General features: G+C 40.5%; 15 protein-coding genes. 8 read left to right on the top strand and 7 right to left on the bottom strand.

From position 1 onward, the window contains the following. Position 1: 1 nt before the first annotated feature. Together AO498_RS06495 and AO498_RS06490 are read right to left on the bottom strand one after the other, a co-directional pair. Positions 2–3,277 (bottom strand): SusC/RagA family TonB-linked outer membrane protein, encoded by a 3,276-nt coding sequence (locus AO498_RS06495; protein ID WP_067544922.1) that lies wholly within the window; start codon positions 3,275–3,277, stop codon positions 2–4. 481 nt (positions 3,278–3,758) lie between these two features. Continuing rightward, positions 3,759–5,213, bottom strand: a complete 1,455-nt coding sequence (locus AO498_RS06490) for a tetratricopeptide repeat protein (RefSeq protein ID WP_148660194.1) — start codon at positions 5,211–5,213, stop codon at positions 3,759–3,761. Between the two features lie 385 nt (positions 5,214–5,598). Here AO498_RS06490 and AO498_RS06485 point away from each other — a divergent pair, with 385 nt between their 5' ends. Beyond that, positions 5,599–5,817: a PspC domain-containing protein gene (locus AO498_RS06485; protein WP_067544916.1), complete on the top strand. Its 219-nt coding sequence runs from the start codon at positions 5,599–5,601 to the stop codon at positions 5,815–5,817. Here the strand turns inward: AO498_RS06485 and AO498_RS06480 are convergent. Next, entirely contained in the window at positions 5,814–6,815 is a 1,002-nt protein-coding gene (locus tag AO498_RS06480) for a glycosyltransferase family 2 protein (RefSeq protein ID WP_067544913.1), read from the bottom strand. The two genes, AO498_RS06485 and AO498_RS06480, sit on opposite strands and share 4 nt — an antisense overlap. Further along, a complete protein-coding gene (locus tag AO498_RS06475) occupies positions 6,812–7,147 on the bottom strand; it encodes a YbaB/EbfC family nucleoid-associated protein (RefSeq protein ID WP_067544911.1) in 336 nt (111 codons plus the stop codon). The genes AO498_RS06480 and AO498_RS06475 overlap by 4 nt, the downstream gene beginning before the upstream one ends. Before the next feature lie 221 nt (positions 7,148–7,368). On the opposite strand from AO498_RS06475, the gene AO498_RS06470 reads away from it, so the two are divergent. Then, complete coding sequence (locus AO498_RS06470; protein ID WP_067544909.1) at positions 7,369–7,650, top strand: hypothetical protein; 282 nt, start codon at positions 7,369–7,371, stop codon at positions 7,648–7,650. Here AO498_RS06470 and hisS read toward each other — a convergent pair. Continuing rightward, complete coding sequence (gene hisS / locus AO498_RS06465; RefSeq protein WP_067544907.1) at positions 7,647–9,008, bottom strand: histidine--tRNA ligase; 1,362 nt, start codon at positions 9,006–9,008, stop codon at positions 7,647–7,649. The two genes, AO498_RS06470 and hisS, sit on opposite strands and share 4 nt — an antisense overlap. 165 nt (positions 9,009–9,173) lie before the next feature. Between hisS and AO498_RS17235 the strand changes: the two genes are divergently transcribed. Further along, positions 9,174–9,317, top strand: a complete 144-nt coding sequence (locus tag AO498_RS17235; protein WP_192842571.1) for a hypothetical protein — start codon at positions 9,174–9,176, stop codon at positions 9,315–9,317. 51 nt (positions 9,318–9,368) lie between these two features. On the opposite strand, the gene AO498_RS06460 is transcribed toward AO498_RS17235, so the two are convergent. After that, entirely contained in the window at positions 9,369–9,878 is a 510-nt protein-coding gene (locus tag AO498_RS06460; protein ID WP_067550293.1) for a metallophosphoesterase family protein, read from the bottom strand. Positions 9,879–9,944: 66 nt separating this feature from the next. Here AO498_RS06460 and AO498_RS06455 point away from each other — a divergent pair, with 66 nt between their 5' ends. The 3 genes from AO498_RS06455 (at position 9,945) to AO498_RS06445 (ending at position 12,774) form a co-directional block, all read left to right on the top strand. Beyond that, on the top strand, positions 9,945–10,340 hold the full coding sequence (locus tag AO498_RS06455) for a rhodanese-like domain-containing protein (RefSeq protein WP_067544906.1): 396 nt from the start codon (positions 9,945–9,947) through the stop codon (positions 10,338–10,340). Next, a complete protein-coding gene (locus AO498_RS06450; protein ID WP_067550291.1) occupies positions 10,337–11,707 on the top strand; it encodes an NAD-dependent succinate-semialdehyde dehydrogenase in 1,371 nt (456 codons plus the stop codon). The genes AO498_RS06455 and AO498_RS06450 overlap by 4 nt, the downstream gene beginning before the upstream one ends. Positions 11,708–11,793: 86 nt before the next feature. Then, positions 11,794–12,774 (top strand): pyruvate dehydrogenase complex E1 component subunit beta, encoded by a 981-nt coding sequence (locus AO498_RS06445; protein WP_067544904.1) that lies wholly within the window; start codon positions 11,794–11,796, stop codon positions 12,772–12,774. Between the two features lie 173 nt (positions 12,775–12,947). Here AO498_RS06445 and AO498_RS06440 read toward each other — a convergent pair whose 3' ends face one another. After that, positions 12,948–15,467, bottom strand: a complete 2,520-nt coding sequence (locus AO498_RS06440; RefSeq protein ID WP_067544902.1) for a TonB-dependent receptor — start codon at positions 15,465–15,467, stop codon at positions 12,948–12,950. A gap of 258 nt (positions 15,468–15,725) precedes the next feature. On the opposite strand from AO498_RS06440, the gene AO498_RS06435 reads away from it, so the two are divergent. Then, positions 15,726–16,808, top strand: a complete 1,083-nt coding sequence (locus AO498_RS06435; RefSeq protein ID WP_067544900.1) for a sensor histidine kinase — start codon at positions 15,726–15,728, stop codon at positions 16,806–16,808. Further along, complete coding sequence (locus tag AO498_RS06430; RefSeq protein WP_067544898.1) at positions 16,805–17,551, top strand: LytR/AlgR family response regulator transcription factor; 747 nt, start codon at positions 16,805–16,807, stop codon at positions 17,549–17,551. The genes AO498_RS06435 and AO498_RS06430 overlap by 4 nt, the downstream gene beginning before the upstream one ends. Positions 17,552–17,611: the final 60 nt, after the last annotated feature.

Below are 17,611 nucleotides of genomic sequence, written 5' to 3'. Positions count from 1 at the left end.
CTTAGAAGCTAAGGTTTACACCGAATGTCCAACCTCTAGTAACTGGATAGTTACCTACGTCAATACCAAATGTTAAGTCAGCGTCACCACCAACCGCAGGATCCAAACCTTCATAACCTGTCAAAGTAAACAAGTTGTTAACTGAAGCGAATACTCTAGCTCTTTCCATTTTCAATTTCTCAAGAACAGAAGCAGGAGCTGAATAACCTAAAGTAAGGTTTTGCAATCTCAAGTAAGAACCATCTTCCACGTAGAAAGAGTTAGCAACGTCAGAAGTTGAGAAGTTTGCAGTTCTTTCCACAACAGGAATAGTTGCGTCCAAATTCTCAGGAGTCCATGCCATTTTCAAACGCTCTGAAATTGCAGCACCTTCAAATGTTTGGAAGAAGTCAGTAAACCATCTAGACTGATTCCAGATTTCGTTTCCGATAGAAGTATACAAATAGGCAGAAAGGTCAAATCCTTTGTAACCAATTGTAAAGTTTACACCACCTGTGAAATCAGGAACAGGATTACCCAAGAATACACGGTCAGCTGGAGAAATAACTCCATCACCATTAACGTCCTCAAACTTGAATCGGCCAGGAGCTGCACCTGCTTGAGTAGCATGTGAATTCACATCTTCTGCATTTCTGAACAAGCCAAGAACATTGTATCCGAAGAAAGATGAAAGTGGTTGACCTACTGCATTTCTAATTGGCTGAATACCTCTGTAAGATGGGTTGACAGTAGTAATGAAGTCCAAACCAGGAGATAGAGAAGAAATCTCATTCTTAAGTGTTGAACCAGTTACAGTCAATTGGTAAGTAAGATCGCCAGAAAGGTTACCTCTTGTGCTTACCAATAAATCAAGACCTCTGTTCAACATGGATCCAACGTTTACAGCTGGAGGTGAGGCATTGCTACCTGCAGTCAATGGAATTGGAACTGTAAACAACAAATCTTTGGTGTCTTTTTTCCACCAGTCGAAAATCACATCCAATCTACCATTGAAGAATGTACCGTCAAACCCAACGTTTTGAGTAACAGCAGTTTCCCACTGAGCGTTAGGGTTACCAATTCGAGATCTTCTGAAACCGATAACAGCACCTGAGTTAGATCCTGTAATATCGTAAGAAGATGCACCTACGTTACCAGAGAACAAGGAGAACTGGTTGTTTGGATCAACGTTGTTAGAGTTACCCATTTGACCCCAACCACCACGGATTTTCAAATCGTCAATCCAAGTTGCGCTTTGCAGGAAGGATTCAGATGAAATTCTCCATGCTGCTGAGAATGCAGGGAAGGTACCATAACGAGCGTTAACCCCAAATCGAGAAGAACCGTCACGACGAACTACAGCACTGAAGATATATTTGTCATTGAAGGTATATTTTACTTGACCGAAGTAAGAGTTGAAGTTAACCCCTTTAGATTGACCGGAGTTTACTTGACGAGTACCTACAGGCAAGTTAGAAATGGTGATGAAATCAGGATCTTGGGAGAATGGATTTTGACCAACTGCGTCCATGTTTCTAGATACACCAGTGTTCAAAGCTTCCTGGCCAGCCAAAACATCAATTGCATGCTTTCCAAAAGTTTTCTTGTAAGATGCAGTATTGGTGAAAGTCCATCCGAAAGCAAATCCCGCACCTTCACTATATCCGAATGCAGAGTTGTTTTCAGAGTTTTCGTACTGCAATCTTGAGTAGTTCCAGTAGTAATAGTTATTATACTGACCACCAACTGAAGTCCTGAAAGTCAAATTATCGATTAGATCAACTTCAGCATAAACGTTACCAAATGCATTGGCATTGAAGTTTCTATTGTTCAATTGACCTTCTCTGTTTGCAACAGGGTTTCTTGGGTTGTTAAAACCTCTAGAGGCTGTACCAGCATATCCACCAAACTCATCATACACAGGGATGATTGAAGGCATACGGAATGCTTGAAGAATATCATTTTCGTCATCAGAAACGCCTCGACCACCAGTACCACCTTGCTGTCCTAATACTTGTCTGTAAGTTGCCTGGAAGTTTTGACCAATTCTAATTTTATCAGTTACATCAAATTCAGAGTTTGCTCTCAAAGAGTAACGCTTGAAGGTGTTACCGATCATGATACCATCTTGCTCTTGCATACCAAGACCAATGTAGAATCTTGAAGTCTCAGAACCTCCATTAAATCCAATTGAGTGTCTATGTAAAGGAGCAGGAGCAGTAAGTACACCGTACCAATCAGTACCTTCGCCAGTCATCGCTCTAGTCAACTGTCTAACAGTTCCTGCTTGAGGATTGATGTTATACCATTCTCTTTGTTGCTCGATTTGAGCGGCTGTCAAAGGACCTGGCTGACCCGATGCAACACCAAAAGCACCTGTTGCAGGGTTTCTGGTGATCACACTTAGGTAGTAAGGCATAACTGGAGACGCTCCAGTTCCAAACTGAGGGTGGCCAAAATTTGGTTGTCTATTGTTGATACGAGCGGTATTAGCTTCGGCTAACCAAGTGTAGGTAGCATAATCCTGAGGATTCATCATGTCCAAACCTTTGCCTGGATCAGTCACCCCATACATACCATTATAGTCAACTCTTAATTTTTTGTTTCTTGCACCTCGCTTGGTGGTGTAAACGATTACACCGTTTGCAGCACGAGCACCATAGATAGAAGCTGCAGCAGCATCTTTCAATACTGTAGTAGACTCGATATCATCAGGATTTAAGAAATCCGTAGATCCAACTGGAACTCCGTCAACAACGTAAAGAGGTTCGTTACCACCGAAGGCTCCGAAACCACGTACACGGATGATAGATGAAGTACCAGGCTGACCGTTTGTAATTACAGTAACACCGGAAACACGACCCTGAAGGGTTTGTTCTACGTTACCAGTAGGGATTACGGTCAAGTCTTTTGGATCAACTGTAGCAATCGCACCTGTAGTCTCACGTCTGGTGTCAATGGAATAACCAGTAACAACCAATTCAGTAAGCGTTCTTTCGTCAGGCTTCATGCTAACATCGATAACACTTCTAGCTCCTACCACCTGTTCGATGGAAGCATAGCCAATAAATGAAAAGACCAAAGTAGCTTGGTCATTAGGGACGCTGAGGGAATATTTTCCATCAATGTCAGTGGCAGTACCGGTGGTGGTTCCCTTCACAAGGATAGATACACCAGGAAGGCCCATACCGAACTCATCCAGAACCGTACCCGTCACCGTTTTCTGCGCATAGGCAGCCGAGACAGATAGGACTAAGAGCGTTAGGCACACACTTAGAATTTTGTACACATTTTTCATAGTAGATAGATTGGGTAACAAGATTAATCTCAAATACTTGTTTGTTAATTGATATGCAATCGTTTGCGATTATCCTTAAAATAATTGCAATAGAGCGAAGGTTAAATTTTCCTGTTTTCTATTGCTTCATTACCATGGTCTTACGACCCGCGAACTAAATAACCGATAGGTTTGAGGCATCGGTCGATGCTAGGAGAGAGTAGGAATTGTGCTAAGTAATATTGGGCATAGGCTTGAATTTTGGGTTTTATTGTTAATTCTCAAGCGTCAATGTTAAATAATCTAAAACAAAAATCAAACGACCTAGCCTAAATAAAATTTTTGTTTTTGTCAGTTTAGAAGGTTTTTAAAGAAATTTTCAATCCTAACCTTCCAATAAATAGTGAAAAACCTTCTTTTCAGCGAATATTATTCGAATTAACTATTTCTACAAAATTAAATTTTTGCACAAAAAATTAACCTTATGAAAAGATATGGTAGACTAATTTGAAAATACTTCAAAAAAATCAGCCATTTCCCTTAACTCTTGAAAAATAGGATCATTTACTATTTTACTTTTTAAAAATGGGTTCGTCATTCCAACTTTTTGCAAATGAATTAAGGCTTCTTCTGCTAATCCATTTGAAGCAGCAACCATCGCCAAACCGTAATAACCATATCCAATTTCTCTTCCTTGATTCACTGACTCCTCAAATGCAGCATTTGCTTTGGAGTAATCTTCTAATAAAAAATAGGCAAGGCCTTTATTGAATAATACCAAGGGATCCTTGGTGGGTTTTTCAAAACGAAGTGTTGCCAATTTGTAATCTCCCCTTCGAAGGTCTAAAGCTCCTCGTAATGCCTCATTTTTAGAAACAAACTCGGGGTTTTGAGTAAGGGTAGAAGCTTGGGAAAGTTTTTGATATGCTTCCCAATCCAATCCTTGTAAGGCCAAAATTTGCCCCTGATTAAATAAGGCCTCTGGGTTGGGTTCGATCCGATAAGCAATTGTCAATAATCGTAACGCTTCCTCCCATAATAGTTCCTTCGATTGGCGGTCCAAAATTCTCTGAGCCTGTCTCATTCGAATTACTGCCAAATTATTATATGGTATAGGCGAGCGATAATACTCGGTCATCTTTGCATAAATAGCTGCCTTCTCCTCCAGATTTGGTGTGAATTCTGCAGCTTGATTCCATTCAATAAACGAAAGTCGGTTTTCCCCAGATTTGCTTTCTAGGGCTTCCTTTAATTTTTTGGATTGCTGGTAGGTTAATCCCCCCAATGCTTTTCCAGTTACTTGAACTCTAACCGCTCTCAGTTTTGGATACAGATCTTTTTTTATTTGTGATGAGCCAGGAATCTTCTCTAGTCTTTCTTTCTGACTAATAAAATCTTCTCTACTAAGCAAAATGGCATAAAGCTCTTCCTTTCTTTGGTCAGATATTCCAGTAAAATCTCTTAATAGGATTCTTAAATCGAAGAAATCCTGCGTTCTCGAATCCAAGGTAATCATCGACTCTTTGAGGTTTACGAATCTTGAGAGCAGATTTTCTTTTACTTCCTTGGCACGGTTCATAGATAAGTCGCTTTTTGAAATCTCCACATCTTCAGGGGAATGAATTCCCGTCACCTTCAAGGAAATTTCCTGTGGATAATCCAAGAAAAATTGATCCATCTTTTCAAGAACCATCGCGTTAGCAGGATATGACCTGAGCGATGACGATCCTGAACCAAAAAAGAAAGTAAACTCAGCCTCCTGAAATTCTTCCTGGATATTTTTTTGAGTCAGTATATACATACCAAGGGGCTGAATATTTTCTCCAGGAAGTGCCTCCCCTATCCTAACCATTCGTTGAGGAGCCAAAATACCTCTTGCTAAAATCTTTTTTTCTTCTGGATTGGCTTCATCTTTTCTCCCTTGAAAAAATCGGATCTCTAAAAACCCGTTTTCCATCCAAGGTTCAAATGGAAGTTTAAACCTTTGTTCATATTTATAATGTGAGACATTCTTGACTAGATCAATATTACCCAAATCAAGGGTCTGGTCAGGAGAAATAAAAAACAATTTTACCCTGGGATTCCTTGGGGTCAAAACGGATTCCATGGGCACTTTTCCTGATACCAGGAACCGGACAGAATCTTGCTCGATTATTAATTTTTGTGGTAAAATAGATGATTCCCCAAGAAACTTAAGTTCAGGCATTATTCTTGACTCCTGACCTTGCACTTGGCTACCAGCCAGAACAAGCCAAAAGCAAATCCAAAACATTTTACCAAACATTTCAATTATTGATTTCAAAATCAATTGTTTAATTTTCGAAACTATAACCCCCAATTAAATGGAAAAGCTGAAACTATTCTTTGAAGAACGAGCATTCGGTGTCTGTTCTAGACTTGGAGAGAAGTTGAACTTTCCGATCGATAGTATTCGCTTGTTTTTCATCTACACCTCCTTTATCACCATGGGATCACCAATCATTATTTATGTGGTGATGGCTATGATGATGAAAATCCGAAAGTATTTCAGAAAGATGAATAATCCTGTGCTTTTTGACTAAAGCTGGGAATATTTCTTTCTTCGGAGAATTAAATAAGACCATAAGATTGAAAACACCTTCCCTGACCGGCCAATAGGTCGGTTTTTTATTTTTTGAGTTTTGGTAAGCTTGTTCCAATTCCTAGTAAAATCCCAATATCCTTTGGCTATAGCCGACGAAAACTCAAATTGCCCTTTCAACAAATAGCTAAATAGAGCTAGCGTTTCCCAAATCATTTTGAGTAAAACCACCCCGAAGAATTGAGAACTAGGGAGATTTTTGTGAAGCATGCTCAAGCTATTTCTAATATTCAAATACAATTTTTTAGCACTAGAACGAGACAAGGTTGCCCCACCTAAATGGAACACAGTGGAGGTTCCTATATACCCAATTTTTTTACCTGCTAATCGGAGTCTCCAACACAGATCAATTTCTTCCATGTGCGCAAAAAAATGAGCATCAAACCCATCCTGCTCAAAAAAGTCTGTAGATCGAATGGCAAGACAAGCACCTGAAGCCCAGTCGATTTGAATCACATCATCATATTGCCCTTCCTCTCTTTCGATGGTTTCAAGGATTCTGCCTCGGCAATAAGGATAGCCTAAGGCATCCAAAAACCCACCTCCAGCGCCCGCATAATCAAACTCCTCCTTGTTTTTGGCAGAAAGAATCTTCGGTTGTACAGCTGAATAATCCTTATTTAAGGATAAAAAATCGACCAACTTCGAATCCCATCCGGGACTAACCTCGACATCGGAGTTGAGAAGAATAAAATATTCGTAGTTAGATTTTAGAGCTTCCAAGCCCCAATTGTATCCGCCAGCATAGCCGAGGTTGGCTTGAAGTTCAATCACGGAAATCTGGGGAAATTTATCCCTTAATAGTTCAATCGAATGATCGGAGCTACAATTGTCAATCACCCAGCAATCATATTGAGAATGCTCAATAACGGAGGGAAGGAATCGATTTAAAACTTCCTCTCCATTATAATTTAAGATGACAATTGCTGCTTGACTCATCCGAAAAAACCTCCGAGATCCATCCCAGGAATAGTTGGAATCATCCCTTCTGTAGCCTTTTTCATTTCCTCCTTGATCTTTTGATCAATAGCTAATAACGCCTGATTGGTAGCCGCCACCACCAAATCACTCAGCATTTCTTTATCATTAGGGTTAAGCAGGGTTTCATCTAGTTCTATTTTTAGAACTTTCCGTTCCCCATTTACCAAAACTTTAACCATTCCGGCTCCTGCTTCACCTTCTGCACTCAAATGGACTAATCGAGCTTGAGCTTCTTTAATTTTCGCTTGGGCTTCTTTGACTTTGCCCATCATTCCCATAAAATCAAACATGCGTACTTTTTTTTACAAATATAGATAACATCTCAATGGGCCGTATGGCTCCTGTTTGGATCAAACTTCAATAATACTTAAGCATTTACCTGGGAGCGCTTATAGATTTCATAAGAAAGTTTTAGGCAACCTTCTTTCGCCTATCTACGGTATATAAAGGGTATTAAAATAGAAGGCAAAAGACCTTCTTTATTTTTCTTTCAAAATCAACCATTATGCCTATGAAAACGATAATCCAAATTCAGAAAGAAAACATTCCCCAGCTTCAGTTTGGGAAAAGTGATGTCCTCGAAAATCCGGAAGATCAAAAAAAGCGCATGACTGATCTGTACCGTTCTCAAACCTTGGGAAACCTTCTTCAGTCCAAAGTAAAATTAACCTTTGAGACTTCAGACCAAATGGTTTATCAAGTGGAAACAACAGTTTGGGCGGTGGGAACTGATTTTATATCCTTAAAGGGAGGAATATTCATTCTCATCCGTGCGATTATCGCTGTGGATTAGGTCAGTCTCTTTAATATTTCCGGCAAGTTAAGCTGCTCTTGCTCACCCGTAGAAAGGTTTTTAAGCGCTAAGACCTGGTCTTTTATTTCTTGGTCTCCACAAATCCCTACAAAAGGGATTTCTTTTTTGGTAGCAAATTCAAGTTGTTTCTTGATTTTTGCTTCATCTGGATAGATTTCAGTTTTAATCCCAGCCTTTCTTAAACTAGCTAATAAAGAAAGCGCATAATCTTTTCCTGATGCATCAAAATAGACCAATAAGAGCTGAGTACCACGTTGGCTTTCGGCAGGGAATAGTTTTAATTCATCCAAGACGTCATAAATACGATCCACCCCAAATGAGAATCCGACTCCAGATACTCCCGGAAGTCCAAAAACTCCAGTCAAGTTATCATATCGTCCTCCGCCACTCACCGAACCGATGGAGACTCCATGTACTTTGACCTCAAAAATTGCTCCTGTGTAATAGGATAGGCCTCGAGCCAACATCACATCAAAATCCACGAAATCTAAGTTTTCTCCCATCTTTGAAAGTATTTCGAAAACTTCCTCGAGTTCGGCTATTCCTTTTTGACCGACCTCTGAGTCTTTTAAAAAACTTTTAAGGGTCTCCAGTTTTTGAAAAATATCATTTCCAAGTTCTACCAAGGGCTGTAGCTTCACGGTAGAATCCTGAGAAAAACCTCGCTGTATCAACTCCTCCTGAACTTTCTCCCAGCCGATTTTATCCAACTTATCGATAGCAACGCAGAGTGGGCCTTCTTTTCCAGCTTCTCCAATTGCTTCAGCTATTCCTGTCAGTATTTTTCGATTGTTGATTTTTATGCTGTAGTCTTTTAATCCCAGTCTATCGAATACCCTACGAATCATCAACACGATTTCTGCTTCACATACCAAGCTATCTGTTCCTACTACATCAGCATCACATTGGTAAAATTCCCGGTAACGACCTTTTTGAGGCCGATCAGCTCTCCATACTGGCTGAATCTGATATCGCTTAAAGGGAAAGGTAAGCTCATTTCGATTCATCACTACATATCGTGCAAAAGGTACCGTCAAATCATACCTCAACCCTTTTTCAGAAACTTTTGACAAGGTGGCCCCACTTCCTTTCTCCAAGTCTTCTGAGGAAACATCTTTCAGAAAATCTCCAGAATTCAAGATTTTGAAAAGTAATTGGTCACCTTCATCCCCATACTTTCCAGTAAGCGTGGAGAGGTTTTCCATCGCAGGAGTTTCGATTTGCTGATAGCCAAAAAGCTGAAAAGTCTCTTTGATAGTATCCAAAATATAGGTCCTTCGGGCCATTTGTACTGGACCAAAATCTCGAGTACCTTTTGGAAGCGACGGCTTTTGCATGGGAAATTTTTAAGTTGAGGGGCAAATTTAAACCAAAAACCCAAAACTCTTTTCCGATACTGGGGAACATACTCGAAGAAAGTTTAAAGAAACTTAGGCAAATCAATTCTGCCTCTTTATCTTTGCGCCTCGTTTAGAAATCAAAAACTTAAAACATATACGGTCATGGCTGTAACTACACTTAAAAGAAAATTGAGAAGAAAAAGACAGGGTCAAAACGCTCGAGTGATCAAAATCAAACAATTGAGCGCTAAGCCTGTGATCAAAAATGTTGATGTTGAGGAATTGAAAGCCTCTTTCAATAAATAATTCAACGATCTGATCGTGAAGAAAGCCTGAGCATTCAGGCTTTTTTTGTTTTCATAGGTTCATACCTCTCTTCCCTAATTCCACTACCCGCAGATTTTCAATTTTTCCTGCAAAGAGTTCAAACAGCAACATGGTTCGCATCTGGTGAAATCCTTGTTGACCGATTGCTCCTGGATTCATATAAAGACATTGCGATTGTGAATCAAATTCCACTTTACAAATGTGAGAATGCCCACAAATAAATAATTGGGGACCGAATGATTTAATTTTTGCCTTAACGCCTTTGGCATAGCGAGGAGGCTTTCCTCCAATGTGTGTCATCAAAATCCGGACACCTTCCAGCTCTACCTCAATCCATTCTGGATAGCGCTGTTGGATTTCTATTCCATCAATATTTCCATACACAGCCCGTATGATTTTGGTTTGGGGCAAAGAATGCATGACAGCTAAATCCCCAATGTCACCAGCATGCCAAATTTCATCCACATCCTGCAAGTGGCGAATTACTTGGTGATCAATGTAACTGTGGGAGTCAGAAATCAATCCGATTTTTAGGGGCATTTTGTAAGGAAAGCTGGTAAATTTCAGTTTCAATTACAGGACTTCATTCAAAAACTACAAGCGTATATGAAAATCAAAACCCTCCTTTTCGCTGCTTTATTGCTAATCAATCTCTCTGCTTTGGCTCAAACTGCTGAAAAAGACTCCATTCAGGTTCTTTCCTTGGAAAAATTCGAAAAAATGATTTCCAAAAAGAAAAACACACTTGTCGATGTCCGGACACCTGAAGAAATGGCTGAAGGTCATTTAACTGGTGCTTTAAACATAAATTTTTTGGGAGAAAATTTTTCAAATGAGATTCAGAAACTAAATAAAAACAAAACTTACCTCCTTTACTGCAGATCAGGAAGTCGAACTAGAAGAGCGGCTGATCAAATGCAAAAGGCAGGTTTTAAGAAAGTCTACATGCTAAAAGGCGGAATTACCGCATGGAAGGAGGCTGGAAAACCTACCGAAAAATGAAAAAAATTCAATCAATCAATCCCTATTCGGGAGAATTAATTCAAGAATACAATCTTTTGACGCAAGAGGAAATTGATCAATCTATTGATCGATCTCAAATTGCTTTTCAGGCTTGGAAAAATGAGAGTTTCACTCGGAAAAGTAACCTATTAAAAAGGGCGGGAGAAGAACTCAGGAGGAGTAAATCATATTATGCTGAGCTGATTACGCTTGAGATGGGAAAGGTAATTTCCGAATCTCTGGCGGAAATCGAAAAATGCGCTTGGGTCTGTGATTTTTATGCAGAAAAAGGAGCTGAATTCTTACAACCAGAGACCATTCTACTAGCTGACGGCCATCGAGCAAAGGTGATTAACCAAGCCCTCGGGCCAATCCTTGCAGTCATGCCTTGGAACTTTCCTTTTTGGCAAGTCTTTCGTTTTGCAGCCCCTACTCTTTTTGCTGGTAATACTGCCCTATTAAAACATGCTTCAAATGTACCGCAGTGTGCAATGGCAATTGAGGAAGTATTTAAAAAAGCAGGCTTTCCTTCTGGTGTATTCCAAACCTTATTGATTGATTCGACTCAAACATTGACTCTTTTAGAAAATCCTGCTGTCATGGCAGTTTCATTGACAGGTAGCGAAAAGGCGGGAGCTGCCGTGGCAAGTGCTGCAGGAAAAAACATCAAAAAATCACTTTTGGAATTGGGAGGAAGCGATCCTTTTATTGTGCTTAAAGATGCTGATATACCCTTAGCCGCAAAAACTGCAGCAAAGGCTAGGATGATTAATTTCGGCCAGAGCTGTATTGCAGCCAAGCGTTTCATCATTGAATCGCCTGTTTATGATCTATTTATTTCCATTTTCATCGAGGAAATTTCGAGTCTAAACCAAGGGGATCCCAAAGATCCTCAGAGCCAATACAGTTGTATGGCAAGGCCAGATTTGGCGGAAGAACTTTTCCAGCAAGTTCAAAAATCAATCGATCTCGGGGCGAAAGTCGTACTAGGGGGAATAGCTCCTGAAAAAGGCTCCGCCCGATTTGCACCTACAATTTTGACAGATATTCCAGTCAATGCACCTGCATATTCAGAGGAGCTCTTTGGTCCAGTGGCTTGTGTTTTTAAAGTAGAAGATGAAGAAGAAGCTATCAAACTGGCTAATTCTACTGAATTTGGTCTGGCAGCTTCCTTATGGAGTAAAAACCAAAGTCATGCGGAGGAATTGGCGGAAAAGATTGAATCCGGTGCAGTTTTCATCAATGCGATGGTAGCTTCAAACCCCTTCCTTCCTTTTGGTGGCATCAAAAAATCAGGATTTGGCAGAGAGCTATCCCGACAAGGAATTCTAGAATTTGTCAATACCAAGACCGTCTATCTTGGCTAGGATTCCATTTGGACAAAGAATCCCGCATTCTTTGCAAATGCCCGATTCCTTTCTATTTTTACGAGCCAAAATTTTGTCTTTAAGCAATGAGAGAAATACAATTTCGGGAAGCCTTGAGAGAGGCCATGTCCGAGGAAATGAGACGAGATAAAAACGTCTTTTTAATGGGTGAAGAAGTTGCAGAATATAATGGAGCCTATAAGGTCTCCCAAGGTATGCTGGACGAATTTGGACCCGATCGGGTTTATGACACTCCAATCGCAGAGCTTGGCTTTGCAGGGCTTGGTGTAGGTGCTGCAATGAATGGTCTTAGACCAATCATCGAGTTCATGACATTCAATTTCTCCCTAGTGGCAATTGACCAGATCATTAACTCTGCCGCCAAGATGTTCTCTATGTCAGGTGGTGCTTATTCAGTTCCTATTGTATTTCGAGGACCTACCGGTAATGCCGGTCAGCTTGGAGCAACTCACTCATCCAACTTTGAAAATTGGTTTGCCAATACTCCAGGTCTTAAGGTGATTGTCCCTTCTAATCCTTATGATGCCAAGGGACTGCTTAAATCAGCGATCCGTGACCCAGATCCAGTTATTTTCATGGAGTCTGAAGTGATGTACAGCGACAAAGGAGCCGTTCCAGAAGGTGAATACCTACTTCCAATCGGAGTGGCAGATATCAAACGAAAAGGGAAGGATGTCACAGTCATTTCATTCGGAAAAATGATGAAAGTAGCACTAGAGGCTGCTGAAGAAATTGCTAAGCAAGGAATTGAATGTGAAGTCATTGATCTTCGCACCGTCCGTCCAATTGATTATGCGACTTGTGTTGAGTCAGTGAAAAAGACAAACCGTGTAGTAATCGTAGAGGAGGCTAACCCACTTGCAGGTATTTCTTCCGAATTGACGTATCATTTCCAGCGTTATGCATTTGATTACCTTGATGCTCCTGTCATGAGAGTTAATTCAATGGATATTCCTTTGAGCTACTCTCCAACCTACATTGAAGCCACGCTTCCAAACGTAAAGCGTACCGTTGACGCGATCAATCGGGTACTTTATAAAGGCTAATACAAGCCACATAAAAATTGAAAAAGCCAGACTCAAAAAGTCTGGCTTTATTGTTCAAACACCCCTATAATTTCATGTCAGAAAAAAAGCCCGAACATACACTGTCCGGGTTTTTTGTTACCCAATCTATCTATCGTATTTTAAAAGATTAAGATTCATTTGTTCCAGTTTTCTTATCTGTTTCGGACTGGAGCGGCACCTCCTTGGTTCTCCATTTGTCCTCCATCTCCTCCGTCTTTCAAGTCATCATTATTGATCGACTTTCTTCTTCGAGGACGCTGATCCATACTCAACTTTCCGATTCGGTAGCTGAAATTGACCTTGAAGTTCAGATTTCGGATGGCACTGGTACTGTTTTGAATGATAGTTGGGGTGATAATTTGATTTCGAATGATAAATTCCTTAGCTAAGAAGTTTTCGGCACCGAATCCAATGGAACCTCTTTTCTCATTGAACTGCTTATTAAGATTTAACCCATAAGCGGCGAACCCTCCTGAAGTACCTTGAAGCTGAACCTGGCGACCTCTAGCAAAACTGAACAATTGAATCTGCCAGTTTTTAGGAAATGTATAGTTCCCAAACATTCTACCGCCGACTACAAATCCTTCATTTTGCGCAGCAAACTGGGGATCAGTAAGTCCATTGTCAAGAATTGCATAGTAGGCGTCAAACCCTCCATTCAAGGAGAATTTATTGCTGATATTGATATTCATAAACACACTGGAACCGATGGCTTGCTCACGACCGATATTTTCATAGGAAGTAAAGATTACTCCATCTTCCTGAACGGTCCGAAGTGCCTGAATTGAACCTGTAGTATTTCGGTAAAATCCAGTGAAGTTTAGCGTGGTACCTTTTATGAATGTGCTATAGCCCAATTCGTAGTTGTCAGTCAATTCTGGATCCAATTCTGGATTACCTTGGGAAATCTGAAGTGGATTTGAAGCTTCAATATTCGGATTCAAGAATCGAAGTGAAGGACGCTGAATTCTTCGGTTATAGGCAAGCTTAATCATATTGCCGTTTTTCAATCTTCGGCTAGCATTCACAGATGGCACAAGGGTTCCATAAGAAGGAATTTCCGCTTGAAACTCATTTGCAAATTCCGCATTAATGGAAGTGTACTCGTAGCGAAGTCCTGGCTTCAAGACATAGTTTTTCAACACAGGAAATGTAAGAGATAGGTATCCTGCGGTGACGTTTTGATCATAGCTGAACTGGTTGGTACGAGAAGGGTTAGGATCTTCCACAAAATCGCCGGTACCTTGTGACAAGAAGTAGGAGAAATCAGAGCTTGCTTTTCTAAGAATATTTTTAGCTCCGTATTCAATAATCTGGGTACCCTTTTGATCAAGTGGGGTTACATAATCAACTTGGACGGTGAACTCTTCATTTTTACTTGGGTTCACGTTTCTAATTCTTGAGAAGACTTCTTCCAAATTCTCTGTTTCGTACAAGGTATTTGTGAAGGAATTTTCACGGTCGTTCAAGCTATATAGCGTAAGAATGCTAAGTTCTTTTCCTTTTTTCTCAAAAGTCTTGGTGTAATTCAAGCTGACATCCACCGAGTTTGAGTTATCCTTGGTATTAGTCATTCGATTTAGGGAAGAAAGCAATTGATCGCCGGCAAATGTTTGCGTCAGGAAGTTTGTCTGCTCGTTATTTGAATTTCTAAAACCAAAATTGACAGAACCAGTGATGAAATTATATTGATTGATTTCGTAGTCAACTCCAAAATTGTATCGACCAAACATATCGCGTCTCTCTGTATTGGCAGACTGTCGGATCGAAGTAATGCTAGACTGAAGTGGGAAAAGCTGCTCGTTTTCAAATCTTCCCAAAATATTGTACCCTGCACGTCCAAAGCCTCCCAATGAAAATCCAAATTTTCCTTTTCGGGCACTTCCTTGCAATCCAAAATTAGAACCTCTCAAACCAGCACCGGAATTGATATTCATGGTTACGCCTTGAAGGTTATTTTTCTTAGTAACGATATTGATTACCCCTGAAGTACCCTCTGCATCAAATCTTGCAGATGGTGAAGTAATCACCTCCACTGCCTTAATTTCATCAGCAGGGATTTGTCTCAAAGCATCGGAAATGGATGATGCAGCAATGGCAGATGGTCGGTTATCGATCAAAACCAAGATGTTTGAACTTCCCCGCATGGACACGTTTCCATCCAAGTCAACAGAAAGCATGGGCACCCTTCTCAATACATCCGTAGCGTCTCCACCTGCAGTGGTTCGATCGTTTTCAGCTTTATAGATCGTACGATCCACTCGCTCTTCGATCAATTCTCGCTGTCCCTGCACGGTAACTTCTTGAAGTGCAACTCCTTCGTCAGACATTCCGATTTCGCCTAGATTGATATCGGCAGTCAATGAATTGATATTGATGGTACGTTTTACTGTCTCATATCCCAAAAAGGAAACTTGAAGTTCATAGGTACCTAAAGAAAATCCGGTGATATAAAACACCCCGTCTCCGTCGGCCACAGCTCCTGCCGTAGAAACATCAGATCCAGCCTTGTAAAGGGCGGCAGTTGCATAACCTACCGCTTCTCCAGATTTTAAATCTTTGGCTACTCCAATAATCCTTGCAGGGGTCTTGGAATCTCCAGTTTGCTGAGCGGAGGCAAAACCTACCGTCAAAAGGGATAAAAAGAGAACTTGTACTAGTAAATTTTTCATGGTTCAGTTTTCAAATTAGGGCACTTGCCTATTGATACTTCAAAGTTGGCGGTACGGTTTGGCCTTAAAAAATGTAATAGACCAGACAAACCCTTTCGTCGACCAAGGCCCCAAATACGGGGATAAAACTGGGGTATATCGCAAATCCCATGTTTATCCGTTCATATCGTGTTTTCATAGCCAATTGATGGGTATTGGTAGATTTGATTTGAGGCTAAGCGAGAAATTACCTTAGTTTGGATACTGAAAACCAACGAAATGCTTTCTTTCTCCCCCAAAAAGAACTTATCCATCCTTGTCCATTTTCTGGGCTGGATTATGCTTTGTGTGGTATTGCTACTCCTTTCTCCACTTTCATGGAGAATGGGAGAAATCAATCTACCCATTCAGTATTGGTTCAAACAAGCATTCCTACTGGGTACACTAATTGCTATTTTTTATTCTAATTCTTCTTTGGTAGTTCCTCGAGTTTTGCTCAAAGGAAAAAACTACCTCTACCTATTGATCATCATTCTCGGAGCAGTGATTTTCTACGGAATGATCGTGTATTTCGAACAAATCTCCGGATATGCTAAGGAGATGCATGCGACTTTCAACTCAGACAGACCATTCAATCCCAAAAAACGCTGGCTTCCTGGGGATGTATTTCAGCTCCTACTCTATGTAATTTCAATTGGATTGAGCACCTCGGTTGCCTTGGTTGAAAAATGGCAAAAAGACGAATCAGTTCGTCGGGAACTTGATCGTCAACGCATTAACACCGAACTCTCCTACCTGAGAGCTCAAATCAATCCTCACTTTTTCTTCAATACGCTTAATAACATTTATTCTTTGACCAATTTGGATGTGAGCAAAGCACAAGAAGCCTTGCTCAAACTGTCTCGGATGATGCGATATGTCCTTTACGAAAATCAAAAAAACGAAACCTTACTTTCCAAGGAAGTTCGATTCATTGAGGACTACATCGAGTTGATGAAAATGCGTTTGTCTTCAAAGGTCCGACTGGAAATTCAAATTGACGAACCCAAGGAAGATTTGGTGATCGCACCTATGATTTTCCTTCCTTTTCTTGAAAATTGCTTCAAGCACGGGGTAAGTTCGCAGCAGGAAAGCAATATCCTGATCAAGATGGAAATCATGGGAAATACTGTCTTTTTTGAAACCAAGAATCGCATTTTCCCAATCAACCAAGACAGCCCTGAAGCACACGAAAGCGGAATCGGATTAGTCAATACCCAACGAAGATTGAGTTTGATCTACCCCGAAAAACATCGCCTAAAATTTGGTAAAGACGACGCAACTCAGCAGTATTGGGTAACACTTACCATTGACCTGGGATGAAAATCACCTGTATTGCTGTAGATGATGAACCTCTTGCTCTGGAGCTTTTGACCAAATTCATCAACCAAACTTCCTTTTTGGAATTGGTTGGGAAATTTTCAAATGCAATTGAGGCCCTGAGCTTTTTAAACCAAAATCCGGTTCAACTCATTTTTATGGACATTCAAATGCCGGACCTTTCGGGAATGGAATTAGCCAGAATATTGGATGGGAAGAAAAATTCGGACAAAACCCGAATCATATTTTGTACAGCCTACCATCAGTTTGCTATCGAAGGATACAAAGTGGACGCCTTGGATTACCTGCTTAAACCCTATTCTTATGAAGAATTTTTGGCAGCAGCTTCCAAAGCCTACCAATATTTCGAACGGGCCACTCAATCTGATAAACCACAAATTCGACAAGATTCCCAAGCTAAGCCTGAGTATATTTTCCTGAAGGTGGAATATCAATTGGTCAAAGTCATGCTTCAAGACATAACCCATGTAGAAGCTTATAAGGATTATGTCAAGGTTCATCTCAAATCAAAGCCCAATCCTATTCTTTCCCTGACGAGCATGAAAAATATGGAGGAACTTCTTCCTTCCGAAAAATTTATGCGGGTACATCGATCCTTTATTGTTTCCCTGGATCATATTGATTCAGTATCAAAAAATGTCATTCAAATCGGCAATCACCAGATCTCTGTCGGAGACAACTACAAAGATCAATTTTTGGAGTTTTTAAGCAAGTGGATAAGTTGAGGCAGAGGTCAGTCAGCAGCCTCAGTTAACAGCTTGTCAAGCTGAGTGGAGTCTAAGCCT

The organism is Algoriphagus sanaruensis (assembly GCF_001593605.1).
GTDB lineage: Bacteria > Bacteroidota > Bacteroidia > Cytophagales > Cyclobacteriaceae > Algoriphagus > Algoriphagus sanaruensis.
The sequence above is the reverse complement of the archived record's forward strand: the minus strand, read 5'-3'. Positions and strand labels throughout refer to the sequence as shown.